Below are 19,599 nucleotides of genomic sequence, written 5' to 3'. Positions count from 1 at the left end.
TGATTCATTACATTAGGGTACTATTATGAAGAAGTTAAAAACATTACTAATCGCGGCACTAGCAGGTTTAACTTTAAGTTTTAACAGCTACGCTGGTTTGTTAATCAGCTCTGGTCAATCTGAATATTCAGTTGGTGATACTCTATCGATTGATCTTTTTTATCAAACTAACGACGGCAGCCCAGCCGCAAACGTTTTGGATATTTGGTTTGACTCAAACCTTTGGTTCGATTACTCAAATGATGTTGCTAGTTTTGTCGACTCAAACTTACCATCAACCTATAACAACGCAGATCCATTTGCTTTTGTCAGCGAATACGCGGTGGATGAAGCTGAATATTTTTTATCAACCTTTGGCACTGAAGGCCCGTTCGATGCAACAGACACCTTTAGCTTAGGTACGTTAAATTTCCAAACAACGCAAGCAGGTGTATTTAATTTTAACCTGATTGACTTCGGCTTATACGACTTTTGGGGTTATTTTGATGACACGGCACCAGCAAGTTATTCGGTTAATGTAGTAGCGGCAGAAGTGCCTGAGCCTTCAGGTTTGGCTGTGTTGGGTTTTGTCGGGTTAATGCTGTTTAGGTTAAAACGTCGCAATTGTTAAATTAAACTGCTTTTAAAATCTCAATTGCTTAAAAATCCCTCGACTGAAATCGAGGGATTTTTTTATGTCGTCAAGCCCAACTATTTAACTAAACGCCGGCTGCATAGTGCAACTAACATCAACAACCATGTTGCACCTAAAGAGCCGCCCGACGAAGCTTCAGAGCTACCTGGCTGCTCTGTTTCAGGTGTGGGCTCTGGGCTTGGCTCAGGCGTTGGTTCTGGTGTTGGTTTAATCACAGGTTCCGCATTTGGGTCACTTAAACACGTTGTGCAATCATCTAATATTGCATTTACCCCAGGTCGCCAATTGACACCTTGTAATTCATATGCACCGATATCTGGTGATGGGCCTGTGTATTTGTGCTCTAAACCATCAATTAGCCGGCCTTTATCCACCAACTCAGAATCATCGTTTGGCATAAAGTTTAACGTTTTATCCGCTTCGTATTTCACTTGGTTGGTTGAAATTAAGCTGCTGTCGATATCATATGCTGGGTTAGTTAACCAAGCTGGCGTATTGGAATAGTTATTCCACACACGATTGTTTTGTTGCACATGGCCATTAACCCATTCACCCATAGCTTTTTCGACATCTAAAATAGTGTTGTGGTAAATAAAGTCGTTAAAGTTTTCCCAATTTAACTGGATACCTGACCAAGGCAAGTTCCATACAACATTGTGGTGAACTATATAACCTTTACTGTTGTTATCTAAGTAGATACCTGCAACTCTTTGGTCGTGATATGTGCGGCGAGCTGGCGAGTGAAACCAGTTATGATGTACCACTACATTTTTGTCATCTTTGTTGCCTGTTACATAAAAAATACCTGTGTCGTTATTTATTTGCGCGGTTTGGGATATTTCGTTGTAACTAAACTCAGAATTTACCCCAGTTAAATACACACCATCGCGTCCTGTGTAGGACATTTCATTTTGGGTAATTGTGGCCGCTTCACCTGTAGCTCTAATCAAGCTTGCGTGAATCCCTAAAGTGTTAAAGTTTTTAATTATATTCTTTTTAATTGTGGTGTTTTTGCCACGCCCACCCCAGCCTTGAATATAAATACCGTTTAGTGAACCAAATTCAATATGGTTGTTTTCAATTAGGTTATTTTGTCCAGAAACAGTTATTGAACCTTCTGAGACTTGCGCGTCAGTATTGTCTAACTCGCCCATACGTTGCAAGCCGTGAATTATCTTGCCATTAACAAAATGATTGTTATTCCCTGCCATTAATACATTGGCACCAAAAACTTCAATGCCATCAACACGAATATAATCACCGGCTAATTCAATCGCGTGTTTACGCGCGGTTATTTCAACCTCATTATCTTGTGGTAATTGCCCATCACTGGTTTGTAAATAAAGTTCGTCGCTACTTTGCTCATAAAACCATTCATTTTTATAATCAAGCAACTCTAATTTGCCAAATACAAAAAAGCGGCCGTAATTTCCCTCACGTAAATGTACTGGCGCATGTGGGCTAAATGGCCATTTTTCGGTATTTACTGCAACAAAATTTAACGAGTTATCAGTTGATGAAGTAATTTTACGTGTCCAACTTGTGCCTGAATGAGCGCCCAAATACCAAATATAACCACCCGTTAAATCCACATCGGGAATGTCAGCATGGGTTATGCTGGACTCAGTGCCTTTTTGTGAAAGCTCAATGGTATCTATCGTAAAACGATTTAAATCTTGATCATTTGGGTAACGCGCTACATCCATCAATTCGCCATTGTGATAGAGTTGCAAATACATTTGGTCTGCTATTTTATTCAACCCTGCTAAGCTCACCCGAGAAATATTATTTTGATAAGACGACCAACCGCTTAAAGGCTCAGTACCAGAAATCACCACTTGTGCATTATCTGCTGATTTTATGGTAATGGGCTGCGACTCGGTACCACTTTTAGTTATAGTCAGCGTTTCTCTGTATGTACCTTCATTCAAGATCAGCTGATCACCAGCTGATAGCTGACCAACACCTTTAGCAAGTGTTTTAAAAGGCTGCGCAGCACTACCGTCATTATTGTCGTTTCCGTTAGGTGACACATAATAATCTTTAGCACTTACACAATGTATTGCCAACAAAGGCAACATCAAAAAAACACGACCAATTTCTTTACCAATAAATCTCTTCATAACTATATGCAATCCACAATTAAAAACATTTTTCATACAACAGTAAACAATGAGTTGTAATGATGTTAATTTAATTTTATCCTGACAGCAAATAATGTTTGGTCATTTAATTAAAAGGCAGAAAAGGTTATGGCGAAATATACTTGGTTAACTGCAGCTTTGATTGCGATATCGTCAGGCGTTACATTTTACTTTCAAACTTGGTGGACATTATTAGCCCCACTAACTTGTGTAATAACAGTACTGTCAATACCTCATTTAACCTCAAACGAACAAAATACTACTAGTTCAAACAACGAACAAAATGAACAACTAATTGCAAATATAAATTATTTAGAGCAGGAAATATCCAACTACAAACACCAACTTAGCCAAGCTAGCCAAAACGAGCAACTATATCGCTCAGTACTCGATTTAATACCTGACTGGATATACGTAAAAGACACTCAACACAACTACTTATTTGCTAATCGCTCGTTTATGCACGCACTACCCAAACTTGAAATTGGCGCGAGTGACGACAAAATAATGCCGGCAGATTTTTGCGAAAAAATATGGCGAGACGAACAACACGTAATTAAAACAGGACAACCAATCAAAGACGTCGAAGAGCAAGCTGGTGATACCTGGTATTCCACCACGAAAGTTCAATGGAATGATGCAGAGTCTAAACAAACAAAAGGCATTATTGGCGTAACCCGCAATGTAACCGAAGCAGTCAACAACCGTTTACGAGTTGAAGAAAATGCCCAGCTTATTCAAAAGAAAATTGCCCGTGTTTATGAAATTCAAGAGGACACCGCCAAGGTAAAACAAGGCGCAAATGATTGCTCTGGCGTTGTTGATAAAATGACAGAAATAATTAAACAAATTAACGACGGTAACGAAAAAATAGAATCAACCGTTGTACTCATTAAAGGTTTGGCTAGCCAGTCAAAACTACTATCGATCAATGCAGCAATTGAAGCGGCCAAAGCAGGCGACAGTGGTCGAGGTTTTGGAGTGGTCGCTCATGAAGTTAGGGAGTTGGCTGAGCGCAGTGAACAAGCAGTTACCGAAATTCAAGCAGCAATCGATGCAAGCTCTATCGTTATCAAAAGTGGTACAGGCACTATGCACGATACTAACAAAGCATTTTCTGTCAGCATCAAACAAATTGAAGGCATATCGGAAAGCTTAAATGGCTTATCTGACGAGTTAAAAGCAATTTAACCAAAAACCACGAGCGCTAACGCATCTAAAGGCCAACAAGTCCTAGCTAATCTGGCATTGCCCAAATTGTTTTAATATTGAGTAAATCACTGTCCACAAGCTTTGAATCTAAATCTGTTCTATCAAAGCTAGAGGCAGAAAATATCAATTCGTAGTTGGCGCTAGTATCCTGATAAACATGTGAATGCTGCGCCATTTCTTTTGAAAATAACTTATTTGAACTTGAGAGATACTTGGCAATTTGGATAACCGATGAGTCTGAAAAGCCCGCAATAATATAAAACAAATTGCCGCTAGGCCCTGAAAATTTGGCAAAGCTACCGTAGTCAGTGTACTCTTGCTCTAAATCGCCTGTTACAGCATATGACTTACCAGACCTTGTATGCTTGAGTGCCGAATATTCTTCCGACAATTTAAAGTTTGTTCCTTGTAAATAAGCATCTAATAAACCAAGAGATTTATACAACCCCAAATACACCACATTAAAATCACGTAAATCACTTGCGGTTAAATCAGATGCTAAACGAATTGTAGTGGAAGGTTGTTCAAACAAAGGCAATAAATGTTGAAGCGCAAACACACTGTTTTTAAGTAAAAACGCGCTAGAAGCTTTATTTAATTTAGTTCGTTTGTTGGGAAAGCGTTGCAAAAAAGCTTCAAACTGTGCATCTGAATTTATGCTAAATTCGCGTACAGCTCGAAGAATACGGGTATCAGGATCTACCTCTGTCAGCATATATAAATCACCAATCACAATCAGTATTGGTTTATCGCTGGTTAATAAAGGTTGCCAAATGCTGTGTTGTTTTATTTGTGCCTTGCTATCAAGTTGCTTAACCTCACTATTTGTACCAGTAAAATTAGTCACCAACAAAAGTACATTTATCAATACCGAAACGACTAACGCCGGCCATAACCAAGGTTTATATTTTAAAGGTTTGTTTGATTTTTCTGCTGGCACTTGCTCAGGTGCATCCTCAACTGTATTCGGCTCTACACTATAAAATTCCAATCCATAACCACCAGTTGGAATATTAATTTGGAATAGTTCCTCAGCACCCTCAGTTTGATAATAAGTTTCTAATTTTTTTCGAAGGTTAGAAATATAAACACGAATTGAAGAGTCTTCTGATGGATTAAAGTCTTCCGCTTTACCCAAAGCTCCAATGGCAATTTCAATTTCTTTTGGTGCTTTTGCGCCTTGGCCGCTGTCGCGTGATTCAAGGTGGTAATTCACTAAAAAACTGAGCAATTTACAATTGATTTTTGAGCGTTCAAAGCCCTTGCTTTGGGTAATACGCACTAATTGTGCTTGAATGACTTGCGTACTCGGCTCACGAGTTAATTCTACAGGTTTATTCATGTTATATAACAGTTAAATTAACTCTCCAAACTACTGTTAAATCGTATATTTTACTTATTTTAAGCAACTGCATTTGTAAACTACCAAAACTCACTTTCAACAAGTAAAAACAAAAAACCTAAGTTTATTTAAATTTGTTTGATTTGGATAGCTTTAAGGGTAATTTATGAAATTAAAAAACAAAAAGACGATAAAGCGAGCCGTCCTGTTGTTATTTTCAGGAGCAATCAGCCAGCCAAGTTATGCGATTGACCAAGGAAAGTTGGCCTTTGAAGCGAATTGCAAAGCTTGCCATTCACTTGCCAAATTTAGCACCGGGCCGTCACTGGTTTATATACGTGACCAATACCCAGCAAACAAACAAGCAGAATTCCTTGAGTGGGTAAAAGCACCCGGCAAAAAAAATCCAGACACAATTCAAATGCCCCCTATGGGACATTTAAGTGAACTGACCATAAAGCAGATCCATCAATACATTTTACTTATTAGCCAACATGTAGTTGAACAAAAAAGTAAACCTAAATTTGCTCCGTATAAACCACCAGCAAAAACCTATCCAAGTGTAACAAGAGGTTATTTACCATTTACTAACCCTGCTTCAATTGTTGTCCATTTAACGCCGAAATTATCCCTAGCATGGGATACTAATTTGGGTCAATTGCGGTATGCATTTCCAACATTTGCGCCATTTTACGGCGAGAAAAAACGCCAACAAAATAAGCAACAAATTATTTACTCAGAAACAAGCGAAGTCGGTTTTAATTTTGCCAAAGGCCAAGCTGTAAACTTTTTAGGCTATAAATTTATAAATGATAGCCCTGAATTCAGCTACCAAATTAATGGATATCAAGTTAAAGAACAAATCCGTTTAGGCGCCACAAAAACTAGTTTTATTCGCGAATACCAAGTAACGCGTTTAAACCGTGATCACATACCAACCCAACCAATAACCTTAGACCTATCACATACCAATAAAGGCGGTGAAAGCGGCAAAACTAGCCAAATTATTGCCAGTAACGGCCGTTTAACCAACAAGGTATTGCATTTAACCGAGCAACAAGCCAAAAACTTTTCTGTTGAGGTTGTATTACCATGAAAATAATCAAACCCGTATTAGCCTTAACCTGCGCACTAGGCTTTTTTGCCGCCAGCACATTACATGCAGCGCAAAACACCCACAATAAATGGTTAGATTATTACGACATTAAACGTATAGAAATACCAAAACATATCGACCCACAAATTGGTGGATTGTCAGCGTTAAAAGACGGACGTATCGCCATTACCACTCATTATGGTGATGTGGTTTTATACACCCCATCAACCAACAAATGGCACACCTTTGCAAGCGGCTTACACCTACCCCTTGGCATAGTGCAAGAAAGTGAAAACTCATTTGTGGTGATGCAAAAGCCTGAACTAACCCGTTTGATTGACCAAGACAACGACGGAAAAGCAGACATTTACCAAACGATTTACGATGGTTTTGGCATGACAGGGAACTACCACGAGTTTGCATTTGGCCCAGCTGTAGATAACAAAGGAAACTACTATATCTCACTGAATGTTGCGTCGAATTTTAACGGTATCAACCAATATATTAGAGGCGAATATAGTGATAAATGCCTTGACGAAAACAAAATGCGTCAATGGCATGATTTTGAAAAATGGATGGCTGGCATTCGAAAAGAAGTTACCCGCATGTTTAGCTGCGTGCCTTATCGCGGCTGGGTGATGAAAGTAACACCTGATGGCAAAGCTGAACCTTTTGCATCAGGCTTTCGTTCTCCTGCAGGTATTTACATGGACAATAATAACAAACTTTGGGTAAGCGATAATCAAGGAGATTGGATTGCAACCAGCCCACTTCATCAAGTAAACCAAGGCGAATTTTATGGCCATCCAGCCTCACTACATTGGCAAAAAGACTGGTCTATAAAACACCAAGATGTCACAGCAGATGATTTAAACAAAATTCGAACTCCCGCAGCCGCGTTATTTCCGCAAGGCGAACTGGCGAATTCCCCTACCCAGCCGCTTTCTACAACCAATCAAGCAGCTTTTGGTTTACCTGAAGGTGAACTTTTAATTGGTGATATGAATATGAATAACCTAATTCGCTTTTTGCCAGATGCTCAAAAAGGTGAGATGCAAGGCACACTAATCCCGTTTGTTAGTGGAGATGAATTAGGTATTGGTAACTTTAGGTTAGATTTTGCCCCAGACAACAGCTTATGGGTTGGCAAAATACACTTAGGTTGGGCGGGTGACGAAGGTTTAGTAAAAATAACTAAAAACAAACAACCCATGTTTATTGTTAAAAAAGTCAAACTATTACACGACGGCTTTGAAATTCAGTTCAATCAAAAACTCAAGTCAGCACCAACAAGCATAGAAGTTACGCGCCACAGCTACCATTACCATGCAGCTTATGGCTCACCTAAAGTTGATTTGCAAAAAGTAACGCCAAGTAAAACCAAACTCAATGCAAATGGCAAAAGCGTTAAAGTATCCATTGATAAATTAGTCGCTGGCCAACTATACACCATTACTTTAGGCGACTTAACTGATGTGCAAGGCCGCCCACTTATGGGTAATGTATTGCGCTACAACTTGAACGGCTTGGCCGATAAACCTCGATTCAAAAGAAGAAAATTCTAATGACCACAACAATTATTAAGACGAAAAATAAAACCATGACTAACCTAAATAAAATAGCCATAATCGCAACCAGCTTATTATCAATAAGCTGCGCAACTGCAAATGATATCGACCCCAAACTAACCGAAGTATGGGCGCCAATACCGAAAAAAGTAACGACAAACACCATACCATCTGATGCAATTGCTTTGTTGCAAAACGCTGGTGACGTAAATAAACACTGGCAACACCGTGATGGCAAACCTGTACAATGGGTGTACAAAAAAGGCAGCTTAACGGTTAAGCCTAAATCTGGCTCAATATTTAGCAAACAGTCTTTTTGTGACATGCAAATGCATTTAGAATGGCGCGCACCTACCCCCTCAGAGCGCCGAAAAGGCGCACCTGGCCACGCCAACAGCGGTATTAAAATTCAAGAAAGATACGAAGTACAAATACTGGATACTTACGGACAAAAAATTTACGTAAATGGCCAAGCAGCGTCTATCTATAAACAAGCAGCACCTTTAGTTGACGCCCTCTCCCCCAGTGGCGAGTGGAACAGCTATGACATTATTTTTAAAGCGCCAAAGTTTAATCAAGCGGGTGAAGTTACCAAAAAAGCCACAATTACCGTATTGCACAACGGCGTATTGGTACAAGACAATTTTGAAATACAAGGCACAACCATGTACAAAGGCCCAGCTAAATACTTTAATGCGCATGGTTGTAGACCCATTATGTTGCAGGACCATGGCGGCGAAATCAGCTTTAGAAACATTTGGGTAAGACCTTTGTAAATAACCCTATGGTCGCTTTTTAAGCAAATTGGCGGTATGCTGGGTACAAATAAAATCAATTTGGACTGATTGATGAAATACGCAGCGCTGATATTTGCAATAACCAGTGGTTTTGCATTCGCCCAAACACCTATAGATGTTCAAATTAAGGGGTTTGATGACGGTGTTAAAACCACTATGCAAACAGACTACAAAGAAGCAGTTTTATTTGCCAAACGAGAAGCAATAGAACGCAGCGGCGTTAAAGTTAAGTCGCTCACTACGGTGAAAGACTTTGTCTTACAGTCTGATTATATTGAGTCAACTGCTGAAGCAGTTTTGTTACCTGGCTACACAATTTTAGACATAGGTTATCAAATAGATGGCTCGTATTTAGTTGTATTAACAGGCCAAGTCGCTCAGCCCGACCAACAAAGCCCAATTAATTCAGCACTCAAACAATTAGAACAAAATCATCAGAAATACGAATTTGAGTTGGGCGCTTTGTTGGGTACGCACAAAATAACCAAAGCCTACTTTGCCAACTCAAATAAATTTGTTATTCATTACGCTTTTAAAAACGGTGTAATAACCTTATCTGACTTAGATCAAGGCCTGATGGTATTGCAAGGTGAATACAAAACAGATGCCGACAGTGGCACCGTAACCTTAGACTTTAATCAAGATGGCTCAGCCAAAGGAAAATGGCGAAACTTCCTTGCATCAGGCGATATTCAGATAAAATTAAAAAGTTATTGATTAACATCTGGTCCACTAGCTTTAATAGAACCAGCATCATCCCGTAAATTTTAACAGCATTTTGCTAAGTGGGTATTCTCAAATTGAAGTGTGCCAGCCCAAGTCGAATTTCTTGAACTCTTTAACCGATTTAAACCATCAAAAGTTGAGCTTTACACTTGGTTATGTAGCGCCATACCAAACGTATATTAAAAAGAAAAATGTTGCTTAGAATTTCTACAGGAAAAGTTGACCATTGCAATACATAACTATAGCTATTAGAGCTTTGGCTATTAGCAGGTGCCTGAATAAAAATATCAGCATTTAGAAATCGCCCTACCGTTGGTGTTAATTTGCAATTAAAAACCACACAAACAAATTGCAAATTGTTAACACAAGTTACATCAAAAAGAAACAAAACACAAATCACAAACAACCAACAACAACATCATTTAACATCATATGGTAAATACAGATTAAAACCGAATAAAACAGCAAGAGTGGATTCACATATTGTTAAAAAGAACGGATTACTAATAGCAAACCGCCTGTGTCTATTGTCAATATATGACAATGATGTTAAATGTGACATAATGTAGAAAAATAATAATAGTAAATTTTAATAAAAAATTAGCGAAGAGAACCCCATGAAAATTACCCTAGATGACGTAGCTAAGGAAGCTGGCGTTAGTCGAGCAACCGTCGACCGCGTATTGAATGAGCGCGGTAATGTAAGCCCGATTACTGTTGAAAGAGTACACAGGGCGCTGTATACCACCAATTATTGGCTGAGCGATGAAGATGATACTCCCAAAAAAATATACGATTTCGATTTTATATTCCCAACGCCACATACTCGTTATTTAGATTTTTACTCTCGTTTAATTGAAGCAATTAAGCAAAGCTACAATGGTCAACAAGTAAACGCTCGGTTCCATCGAGTGGAAGCATTTAATCCAAATGCACTTGCACAAAAACTACAACAGATAGGCACGAATACCGATGGTATTGCCTTTGCCGCCTACGAACACCCAACAGTACGCAAAGCAGTAGACGAATTGGTTGCAAAAGGTGTAGGTGTCGCTACGCTGGTTTCGGATATTTCTTCAACCAGTCGTATTTCGTATGTCGGTATAAATAACCGAGCTGCTGGCCGAACCGCAGGTTTACTGATGGGACGTTTTTTAGGTAAACAAACCAACGGCAAAATTGGACTATTTTTAGGAAGCCATGCCTATTTAGGCCATGAGGAGCGCGAAGCAGGATTTAGAGGGCTTATTCGAGAACAATTTCCTAATTTACGCATAGTTGAAATGCCCGAACTATTAGATAACGATGACCGCGCTCAGGACCTAACTGCTAGTGCACTGCAAGAAGAAAGTAACCTAGTTGGTATATACAATGTTGGTGGTGGTACCGAAGGTATTGCGCAAACCTTAAAAAACTTAGATTTAGCCGACAAGCTTATCTTTATTGCACATGAATTATTCGACAATACCAAAGCCCATTTATTAGATGGCACAATTGACGTTATTCTTAATCAAGACGTTAAACACGAAGCATTTAACGCCATTGAAGTGCTTATAAGCCATAAGGAGGGCCGTCCGTTATCCAGCGGCACTACTGAGCCTCAGGTTGAAATTTACTTGGCCGAAAATATTTAATGATTGCGTCGAGTTAACATAAGCTCTATATCTTCAATTGCTTTGCCGGTAGTTTCGGGCAAAAGCTTATATAGCAATACAAAGCCGACGGCAGATGCAGCTGCATAACTTGCGAACACCCCGTCGGCTCCCCAGCTTGCCAACATCCATGGGAAAAAAGTCTGCATTAAATAACTGACAATCGAAGTAACAAAGGCAAATAGCGGGATCATAATTGCGCGGTATTGCGTAGGAACAATGTCGGAAAACACCACCCACATTACTGGGCCAATCGATATATGGAAAGCGCCAACTACAGTCAATATCCCAAATAAAACCAACCACAGATCAACTGTAATTGCTGCACCTATTATGGCTTTTAACACAGGCTTAGATAAGGTCTGCCCTGTTAGCCGTTCAAATTCTCCAACAAAATGCGCTTCGCTGGTGTAAACCACACCTACCATAGTGGATACATCAATGTCTTGAAGAACAGCAAAAGACTGTTGTAGCTCCACTAAAGATTCAGTGGTCATTAAATAAGTCGCTTGCGAGAAAGCCCAACTACATACTAATAAACCTGCCACCGACATTAGCAAGCCCAAGTTTACCAAAAACCTGCGACCGTAACGCTCAATATACAATACCGTCCACAGAGTGGTGAAAAAACCAACCAGCCCAATTAAAACCGTATGTGCATAGGCAGCCTCAGCTGAGACTCCAGTTTGCGCGAAAATCATTGGTGCAAAATACAAAATCGGATTTATCCCAGTTAGCGGTTGCACACACGCGAATGTAATACCAATCAGCATAATCAGCCGATATTTTTTTGCAGTTAATGTTAGTAATCGAGTCCACAAACTGGGTTGGCGAATTTCGGTTTGAATAGATAACTTAAGTTTATTAAGTTCTGCGTCTACGTCTTCATCTGGGTGAATTTTCGCTAACACTCGCTTTGCCTCGGCCAGCTTATCTTTGGCGATAAGCCATCTAGGGCTTTCTGGAATAAAACTGATTAGCACGAGCCAAATAAACGCGGGAACAATTTCAAATCCTAACATCCACCGCCATTCGTTTGACTTGACAACAAAGCTATCGGGCAGCCAGCTTATAGCACTACCAGAAGTTAAAACTAAGTAGTTGAATAATTGAGCAAACACTACCCCCGTCACTATCAAGATTTGATTTAGTGAAACTAACCGACCTCTTTGTTTAGCTGGTGCGATCTCACCAATATACATAGATGCCAATGATAAAGAGGTGAATGCCATGCCGCCTAACATTCTGGCAAAAAACAATTGTGTGTAAGATTGGGCAAACGCGGAACAGACAGCTGAAATAAAATACATTAAAGCAATTACTAACAATGTTGTTTTGCGCCCGTATTTATCACAAAACCAGCCAGTCAATACCAACGCCAACAACACACCCAAAGCGGGCGCACTTACCAGGTTTCCCAACGCCAATTCATCAAGAGAGAAATCATCGACAATAAAGTCTAACGTGCCGGAAATTAACGCGGTATCTACACCAAATATGAATCCACCAAATGCAACAAAAATAGAATACACAATTGATGGATTTAACCTATACTTCATTCGAACAATGCACCCTAACCACGCAATTCTAGTGTTATACATGTTATTACATTTTATACATTTTTTTAATCTTAACCGCTAACTTTACTCAAGTATTAACCCTGTTGTTAAACCAGGTTGGAGCATCATTAGCAACATCAAAAAGACTCAAAAATAAAAACAAAATATGACAAAAGCTAAAAATTGATATACATTTACACCCATTGTTAACAATAAACAGTGGTAAACAAAGTGAGATATTTAAAAGTTTTAGTGTGTTTTTTAATTACAGTTAGTACTTTTGGTGTACTGGCAGAACAACAACGCCCTAATATTGTCGTCATTTTATCTGACGATGCGGGTTATACCGACCTTGGCAGTTTTGGCGGTGAAATAGATACACCACATTTAGATGCATTGGCACAACAAGGCATGCGTTTCAGCTCATTTTATAGCAATGCACGCTGTAGCCCTACCCGAGCATCACTGTTAACAGGGGTTGATTCAGCTAAAGTTGGTTTTGGTGGTGGAGTCGTTGGCGATTGGGTACGTGAACTACCATTCGAAGCACATCGCGGCCGTTTATCATACGACCAGCCTTTAATATCCGAGCTATTAGGTGACAATGGTTACCAGACTCTTATGGTGGGTAAATGGCACTTAGGTGGCAGCTACATTAAATTTAATCCCAAAATGGCCGATGGTTGGAAACGCACTCACCCACCGCAAATGAAATTAACCGAAGAAGAAATGGAGCTAGATTATTTGGCGTTACCACCACAACGTGGTTTCCAACAAAGCTTTGTATTTCATGGTGCACAAGGTAATTTATTTTATTTACCTAACAAACCACATGAATATTTTGAGGGCAACAAACCTGCAAAACTAAAATACGATTATCACTATACGATGCACTGTTATGCAAAAACGCCATTTGCGAAAAAAATGTATAGCGATTGTCATGGTAAAAAAGGCCAAGCTTTTTATGCAACTGACGGCATGACAGACCGAGCAGTAGAAATGATTGAAGATGCTTCGAAAAAACAAGATCCGTTTTTTATGTACGTTGCTTATCGCGCACCGCACAAACCACTACAAGCACCTGAAGAGTTAGTACAGAAATATTTAGCTCGTTACAGCGATTTACAAAAAATTGCTGATGACAGACACGCGGGTTTAGTGAAACAAGGGTTGTTTCCTGAAGATGCAAAAGTCCGCAATAACAATTACATGTGGACCAAACGAGAAAAAGCCAAAATTGAAGAATTTAGGCTGATGTCAGCGGTACATGCTGCAATGATGGAAAAAATGGATGAAAACATCGGCAAGTTGGTTCAAAGCTTAAAAGACAGTGGCGAATACGACAATACTTTAATTGTATATATGTCGGACAATGGTTCAGCATCACACATTGGTGACCTAATGAATGCGCCATACAACGGGGTAAAAGCCTTGTTGTGGGAAGGTGGTGCACGAGCACACGCCATTGCTACTTGGCCGGGTGTTATTAAGCCAAACACAATTAACGATGATGTAATTTGGGTTGGTGATCTTATGCCTACCTTCTTAGAGATGGCAAAAACTGAATTTCCAAAAACCTACAGAGGCAAAAAAATTCACCCTATGGACGGTCGCAGTGTACTAGCATCACTTAAAGGTAAAGAAATTGCCCCACCAGAAACCATTTACAACAACGACAAAGGCCAACAAAGTGTTATTTATCAGGGTCGTTGGAAGTTGTTAATTGAGCCAGGTTGGTACTTGCAAACGCTTGCTAAACCAGGGATTAATGTTGAACTATATGACTTAAACCGAGATCCGGGTGAAACCACTAACTTAGCTAAACAAATGCCAGAGTTAGTCGCTAAGTTGACCAAAATGAGTGAACAATGGAAAGTTGAAAACAAAATAACCGATTACGCTGAAATCATTAAACTAAAACCGAACGATCCCTATTAATTGCAATAAATAATCGGTAAATTGAAAAGGCTTTTGTGGCAACACAAAAGCCTTTTTTGTTAAAACTCAAACACAAGAGAAACACATGTCCGAATTTAAAGCGATACTTTTTGATAAAGACGGAACCATTTTTGATAGCGAAGCTGTTTACCGCGAGTCTTGGGTGAAAGCGGCTAACGAGCTAGGTTTTCACTTCACAGCTGAAATGTACGACCCTTTTGTTGGTGTAAGAGCCATTGAAAGCTATCAAGGTGCAGAAAAATTATTTGGCCCAGATTTTCCTATTGATGAGTTTATTCAACGCACGCGCTTATACAATGAACAAGTGAAGAAGGCAGGCATGCCGATTAAACCCGGCTTTGAAGCGTTTTTTAGTCAAGCTAAAAAGCTAAACATTCCGCTTGGTTTAGTCACAAGTGCGGTACACGACGCGGCCATATCAACTTTTCAAGGCACTGACTTTTTACAAAGTTTTTCAGTAATCGTTACAGGCGATATGGTTGAACACCCTAAACCTGATCCAAGCTGCTATCAAATGGCCTGCGAACAGTTAAAGTTAAAGCCGAGCGAAGTATTAGTGTTTGAAGATTCCAATGCAGGCGTGGCTGCAGCGGTTTCGGCTGGCTGTCAAACGGTTGCTATTCCTGACTATTTACCAGTTAAGCCTGAATTACTCAAACAAGCTGCATATGTATTTAATAGCTTTAACGATGCACTATTTTTGGTTAAGTAAACAACATTTAGTCTTTATTCAGCCTCTGTTCTAACTGCATTTTGTACTTTTTCGGCGTCACACCAAATTGTTTTTTAAACAAAGCAATAAAATGAGATGGCGTCGAAAAATTCAATTCAAATGCAATATCGGTAATCGACATTTTGCTTTGCGACAACATACGCGCCGCGTTGTAAAGTTTATGTCTGTTAGCATATTCTGAATAATTACACCTAAAGACACTCTTAAATAATCTTGAGAAATAAGATGGCGATAAATGGCACAAGTCTGCTGCTTGCTCTAATTGCAATTCAACCGTAGACTGTTTTTTAAACAACTCAACTACGGGTAATAAGCGCTCATACCCTTGTGTTTGATTAATGCCTTGGCTTTTTACTGACTGAACAGGCTTTGCGTGCTCGCTTATCCATAATAAAATTAGCTTAAGTAACGTGTTACTTTTATCACCTTGTGGATCTTGTTGGTAAGCCTCATGTAGCCATTTGACTTGCGTGCTTAATGCTTTAAAGTGCTCAGCCGACATACGCAAATGCATGCCCTGCTGAAAAAAGGCTTCAACATTATGTAGCTTTTCGTTGGTTAAAAAAGCAGGTAAAAACTGAATGATAAACCAAGATTTTGCTTTATCTTCCAACTCAAAATCATGCGTTTCCATGCTCGGGGTAAACACAATGTCATGATCTTGTAGTTGCGACTGCCCTTGGCTATAAAAATAAATACCGTCTATTTGCTCAAAAATAATAATTTCATGTACTTCATGAAAGTGCATAAAACACGAATAGCCTAAATTACTCTCATAGCTTACGTGATGCACTTCGAAATTGTAGCCCTTTTGAATGCAAAACGGCTCACAATATACTTTTTGTTTAGCCACCGAATACTCTTTATCTCAGTCAAATAGTGCTAATTAGTCTACAACTAAAAATTGAAAAATAGCAATATTTTGACATTTATTGATTTTGATATAACAGTTTTGTTGTTAAAAGCATGTTTAAATTTATTCAATCAAAATTTGAATAGAGGTTTTTCATGATCAAATCACGCGCAATTATTTCAGACGGTAAAGGCAATATTAAACTCACAGAAGTAGAAGTTGGTGAGCCTGGTGCACATGAAGTACAAGTTAACATAAAAGCGTCTGGTATTTGTCATACCGACTGGGATTCAATTCAAAACTGGAACAAAGAATTTATCGTCGGCCACGAAGGTGCAGGTATTGTTACTGCTATTGGTGAAGGTGTGACCAAAGTTAAAGTTGGCGACAAAGTCATTTTAAACTGGGCTATTCCATGTGGCGAGTGTTTTCAATGCTTAGAAGGCAATCCACATATTTGCGAAACCAACTCACCTGTTTGTGGTTGTGAACTTAAAGGTCATGCGCATGCACACGCTTGCACTAAAGATGAAAAACCAATGGAGCGTTCATTCCACTTAGGCACTATGTGCGAATACACTGTGGTTAAAGAATCTGCAGTGGTTAAAACCGATGTAGACATTCCATTTGAATCAGCCTCCATTGTTGGTTGTGGCGTTATGACTGGCTGGGGCTCAGTTGTAAATGCAGCCAATTTAAAAGCAGGTTCAACCGCCTGTATTATTGGTTGTGGTGGTGTAGGTTTAAATGTAATTCAAGGCGCTAAATTATCAGGCGCTGCGAAAATAATTGCAATCGACATTAATGAAGAACGCATCGAACAGGCGAAAAAATTTGGTGCAACCCATGGTGTTATCGCCAAACGAGACGATATAGACTTCAACCAAGTCGCAGCCGATGTTAAAGCACTAAATGGTGGCCGCGGTGCGGACTACGCATTTGAATGTACAGCAATTCCAGCTCTCGGCTCTGCCCCACTAAAACTGATTCGCAGCGCAGGCACAGCAGTACAAGTCAGCGGAATAGAACAGCGTATTGATTTTGACTGTGAATTATTTGAATGGGACAAAATTTACATCAACCCACTATATGGCCAATGCAATCCAGATCGCGATTTCCCGCGCATTTTGTCTTTATATCAAAGCGGTAAATTATTGTTAGACGAGCTTGTAACCAAAACCTATACACTTGAAACCGTTGCTGAAGGTTTTGACGATATGCTTAACGGCCGCATTGCCAAAGGTGTCATTAAAATTAGCTAAGTTGGGCAAATAACATGGCGATTAATCGTTTAGAAATTTCTAATCCGGCATATACGCCGGACAACACTAAGTTTGTCACTGTACATTCTTCCAACCTGCAAAGACGTCACGACATTGTGTTATATAACAGTAATGCTCAAGGCGAAAATTTGCCAGTTGTTGTGTTAATGCACGGCGTATATGGCAATGCTTGGGTTTGGATGTATCTGGGTGGCATTCATCTAGCGTACGAAAAAGTTCAAGCTGAATTAGGCGGCATTGAGTTTATTTTGGCCATGCCATCTGACGGCGGCTTGTATGACGGCAGTGCTTATTTACCGCTCAAGAAACATGCTGATTATGATAAATGGATTACTGAAGATGTTATCGCTGCAGTCAAACAAGTACAGGACACTGTATCGGATAGCAGCCGTTTTTATATATCCGGTTTGTCTATGGGTGGCTATGGGGCACTGCGCTTAGGTGCAAAATATCCAAACTTATTCAGTGGCATTTCAGCGCACTCATCTATTACTAAAATAGACGATATGGCGCATTTTGTACCAACTGAGCTAAGCGAATACCAGTGTGACAATCAACGAGAAACGGATATTTGCTATTGGCTTGAACAAAACAAAAGCGACATCCCGCCACTAAGGTTCGACTGCGGTGTGGACGATGTTTTGTATCAGAGCAATTTAAACCTAGAAAACAAGCTAAAAACACTAGCTGTAAACTATACTTTTGACAGCTTTGAGGGGGAACATAGTTGGGAATATTGGCACCAACATGTGCAAACGACCTTCAAGTTTTTCGCTAAACTAGAACTATCGGCCAAAAACATCGATTAATCTTTTATTAAAGCTATTCGAGCAAGAGGTGGCATGCCACCTCTTGTATAAAAGGTTAACAAATTAAAAATATGCTGTTAAAGCGGCATATAACGCACCAAAATAGTATTCTTCAGCACAATACTGACCATTCAACAAATAAAACTTTTTGCTCTTTATCCTGCCATATCTCAGAGCTAGCATGAGATATTAACCTTTAGTAAATAAATCCAACGATAAAACAAAAGTAACAACCCAAGCGGAATGGTACATTTATATCATCAAGCCTATCAGGAGATTAGGATGAAAGAACGCCCACCTCTCGTTGTCGCAAACTGGAAACTCAATGGCGGTACAGATTTAATTTGTGCTTCAGTTGCTTCATTTTTACGTCAAAATTTTCGTGTACAAATAGGTATTGCGCCACCTTACGTGTACATAGGAAATATGGCTAATTTTTTGCGAAACTCACAAATAATGATTGGCAGTCAAAATGTAAGTAAATTTGAATCTGGTGCTTTTACCGGTGAGACATCGGCGCAAATGCTCAAAGAGGTTGGCTGCGAATTTTGTTTAATCGGCCATTCTGAACGCCGACAAGTGTTTTTAGAAAACAACGCCTCGTGCCATACAAAAATTTCGAGCACACTTTCAGCTGGCTTAATGCCGATAATTTGTATTGGTGAAAACGCTCAGCAGCACGAGCTTGGTTTAACTAAACATATTTTATACCGCCAACTGCACGAATCCTTGTTAGGGCAAAATATCAAAGGCCAACAAATTGCGATCGCTTACGAGCCCATATGGGCAATTGGCAGTGGCAAGGCCGCAACCCCTGAATCGGTACAAGAAGTCCACGAATATATTTTTAACGAATTGTGCACTATATTTGATGAGGAGAGTGCCAAAAACATTCGTATTTTGTATGGCGGCAGCGTAAACAAAAACAACGCAGCTCAACTATTAGCCATGCCAAATGTCGATGGCCTGCTTGTTGGCGGCGCCAGTTTAGACCCTGAACATTTTTCAGAAATTTGTGCGTTAGCTAATCAAGTTACACCGGAAAATTAAATCACTCGCTAAAACATGGGAAGGACGATATGAGCAATGAAATCAAAAATGTACCAGCAGGCGTAGCTACTGGTGAAACGGTAAAATATCTATTAGATACCGCCAGAAACAATGGTTTTGCCTACCCCGCAGTAAACGTAGTTAACACCAATTCTGCAAATGCAGCATTAGAAGCGGCTGCC

General features: G+C 39.6%; 16 protein-coding genes. 12 read left to right on the top strand and 4 right to left on the bottom strand.

Annotated elements, in window-relative coordinates; translation table 11 throughout:
• Positions 1–25 precede the first annotated feature (25 nt).
• Positions 26–610, top strand: a complete 585-nt coding sequence (locus tag DS2_RS06730; protein WP_035013927.1) for a PEP-CTERM sorting domain-containing protein — start codon at positions 26–28, stop codon at positions 608–610.
• Positions 611–690: 80 nt separating this feature from the next.
• Here DS2_RS06730 and DS2_RS06725 read toward each other — a convergent pair whose 3' ends face one another.
• Entirely contained in the window at positions 691–2,757 is a 2,067-nt protein-coding gene (locus DS2_RS06725; protein WP_035013926.1) for a right-handed parallel beta-helix repeat-containing protein, read from the bottom strand.
• Positions 2,758–2,886: 129 nt separating this feature from the next.
• On the opposite strand from DS2_RS06725, the gene DS2_RS06720 reads away from it, so the two are divergent.
• Positions 2,887–3,969 carry a methyl-accepting chemotaxis protein gene (locus DS2_RS06720; protein WP_035013925.1) on the top strand — a complete coding sequence of 361 codons (1,083 nt, stop codon included), beginning with the start codon at positions 2,887–2,889 and terminating at the stop codon, positions 3,967–3,969.
• Positions 3,970–4,015: 46 nt separating this feature from the next.
• Here DS2_RS06720 and DS2_RS06715 read toward each other — a convergent pair whose 3' ends face one another.
• Positions 4,016–5,332, bottom strand: a complete 1,317-nt coding sequence (locus tag DS2_RS06715; protein WP_035013924.1) for a helix-turn-helix domain-containing protein — start codon at positions 5,330–5,332, stop codon at positions 4,016–4,018.
• 166 nt (positions 5,333–5,498) lie between these two features.
• On the opposite strand from DS2_RS06715, the gene DS2_RS06710 reads away from it, so the two are divergent.
• The 5 genes from DS2_RS06710 to DS2_RS06685 all read left to right on the top strand — a co-directional run bounded on the left by DS2_RS06710 (position 5,499) and on the right by DS2_RS06685 (position 11,153).
• Positions 5,499–6,428, top strand: coding sequence for a c-type cytochrome (locus DS2_RS06710; protein WP_035013923.1), 930 nt, complete (start codon positions 5,499–5,501; stop codon positions 6,426–6,428).
• Complete coding sequence (locus DS2_RS06705) at positions 6,425–7,993, top strand: DUF7133 domain-containing protein (RefSeq protein WP_051479685.1); 1,569 nt, start codon at positions 6,425–6,427, stop codon at positions 7,991–7,993. The genes DS2_RS06710 and DS2_RS06705 overlap by 4 nt, the downstream gene beginning before the upstream one ends.
• Positions 7,993–8,772, top strand: a complete 780-nt coding sequence (locus tag DS2_RS06700; protein ID WP_235188553.1) for a 3-keto-disaccharide hydrolase — start codon at positions 7,993–7,995, stop codon at positions 8,770–8,772. Before DS2_RS06705 ends, DS2_RS06700 begins: the two co-directional genes overlap by 1 nt.
• A gap of 72 nt (positions 8,773–8,844) precedes the next feature.
• The gene (locus tag DS2_RS06695; protein WP_035013922.1) at positions 8,845–9,510 is read left to right on the top strand and encodes a hypothetical protein; all 666 of its coding nucleotides are present in this window, start codon (positions 8,845–8,847) and stop codon (positions 9,508–9,510) included.
• A 626-nt stretch (positions 9,511–10,136) separates the two neighbouring features.
• Positions 10,137–11,153: a LacI family DNA-binding transcriptional regulator gene (locus DS2_RS06685; protein ID WP_035013920.1), complete on the top strand. Its 1,017-nt coding sequence runs from the start codon at positions 10,137–10,139 to the stop codon at positions 11,151–11,153.
• Here the strand turns inward: DS2_RS06685 and DS2_RS06680 are convergent.
• Positions 11,150–12,730 carry a sugar porter family MFS transporter gene (locus DS2_RS06680; RefSeq protein WP_035013919.1) on the bottom strand — a complete coding sequence of 527 codons (1,581 nt, stop codon included), beginning with the start codon at positions 12,728–12,730 and terminating at the stop codon, positions 11,150–11,152. The two genes, DS2_RS06685 and DS2_RS06680, sit on opposite strands and share 4 nt — an antisense overlap.
• 231 nt (positions 12,731–12,961) lie before the next feature.
• Between DS2_RS06680 and DS2_RS06675 the strand changes: the two genes are divergently transcribed.
• Positions 12,962–14,668, top strand: a complete 1,707-nt coding sequence (locus DS2_RS06675; RefSeq protein WP_035013918.1) for a sulfatase-like hydrolase/transferase — start codon at positions 12,962–12,964, stop codon at positions 14,666–14,668.
• A gap of 85 nt (positions 14,669–14,753) precedes the next feature.
• Positions 14,754–15,401 (top strand): HAD family hydrolase, encoded by a 648-nt coding sequence (locus DS2_RS06670; protein ID WP_035013917.1) that lies wholly within the window; start codon positions 14,754–14,756, stop codon positions 15,399–15,401.
• A 7-nt stretch (positions 15,402–15,408) separates the two neighbouring features.
• Here DS2_RS06670 and DS2_RS06665 read toward each other — a convergent pair whose 3' ends face one another.
• The gene (locus DS2_RS06665; protein WP_081754214.1) at positions 15,409–16,170 is read right to left on the bottom strand and encodes an AraC family transcriptional regulator; all 762 of its coding nucleotides are present in this window, start codon (positions 16,168–16,170) and stop codon (positions 15,409–15,411) included.
• 260 nt (positions 16,171–16,430) lie between these two features.
• On the opposite strand from DS2_RS06665, the gene DS2_RS06660 reads away from it, so the two are divergent.
• From DS2_RS06660 to tpiA, 3 genes are all read left to right on the top strand, one after another.
• Entirely contained in the window at positions 16,431–17,537 is a 1,107-nt protein-coding gene (locus DS2_RS06660) for a Zn-dependent alcohol dehydrogenase (RefSeq protein ID WP_035013915.1), read from the top strand.
• A 14-nt stretch (positions 17,538–17,551) separates the two neighbouring features.
• Positions 17,552–18,367 (top strand): alpha/beta hydrolase, encoded by an 816-nt coding sequence (locus tag DS2_RS06655; RefSeq protein WP_035013914.1) that lies wholly within the window; start codon positions 17,552–17,554, stop codon positions 18,365–18,367.
• 282 nt (positions 18,368–18,649) lie between these two features.
• A complete protein-coding gene (gene tpiA, locus DS2_RS06650; RefSeq protein ID WP_035013913.1) occupies positions 18,650–19,417 on the top strand; it encodes a triose-phosphate isomerase in 768 nt (255 codons plus the stop codon).
• Positions 19,418–19,599 lie beyond the last annotated feature (182 nt).

Origin of the sequence: Catenovulum agarivorans DS-2 (assembly GCF_000568405.1) — a bacterium.
Classification (GTDB): domain Bacteria; phylum Pseudomonadota; class Gammaproteobacteria; order Enterobacterales; family Alteromonadaceae; genus Catenovulum; species Catenovulum agarivorans_A.
Note: the sequence above shows the minus strand (reverse complement) of the source record. Positions and strands in the feature narration are given on the sequence as shown.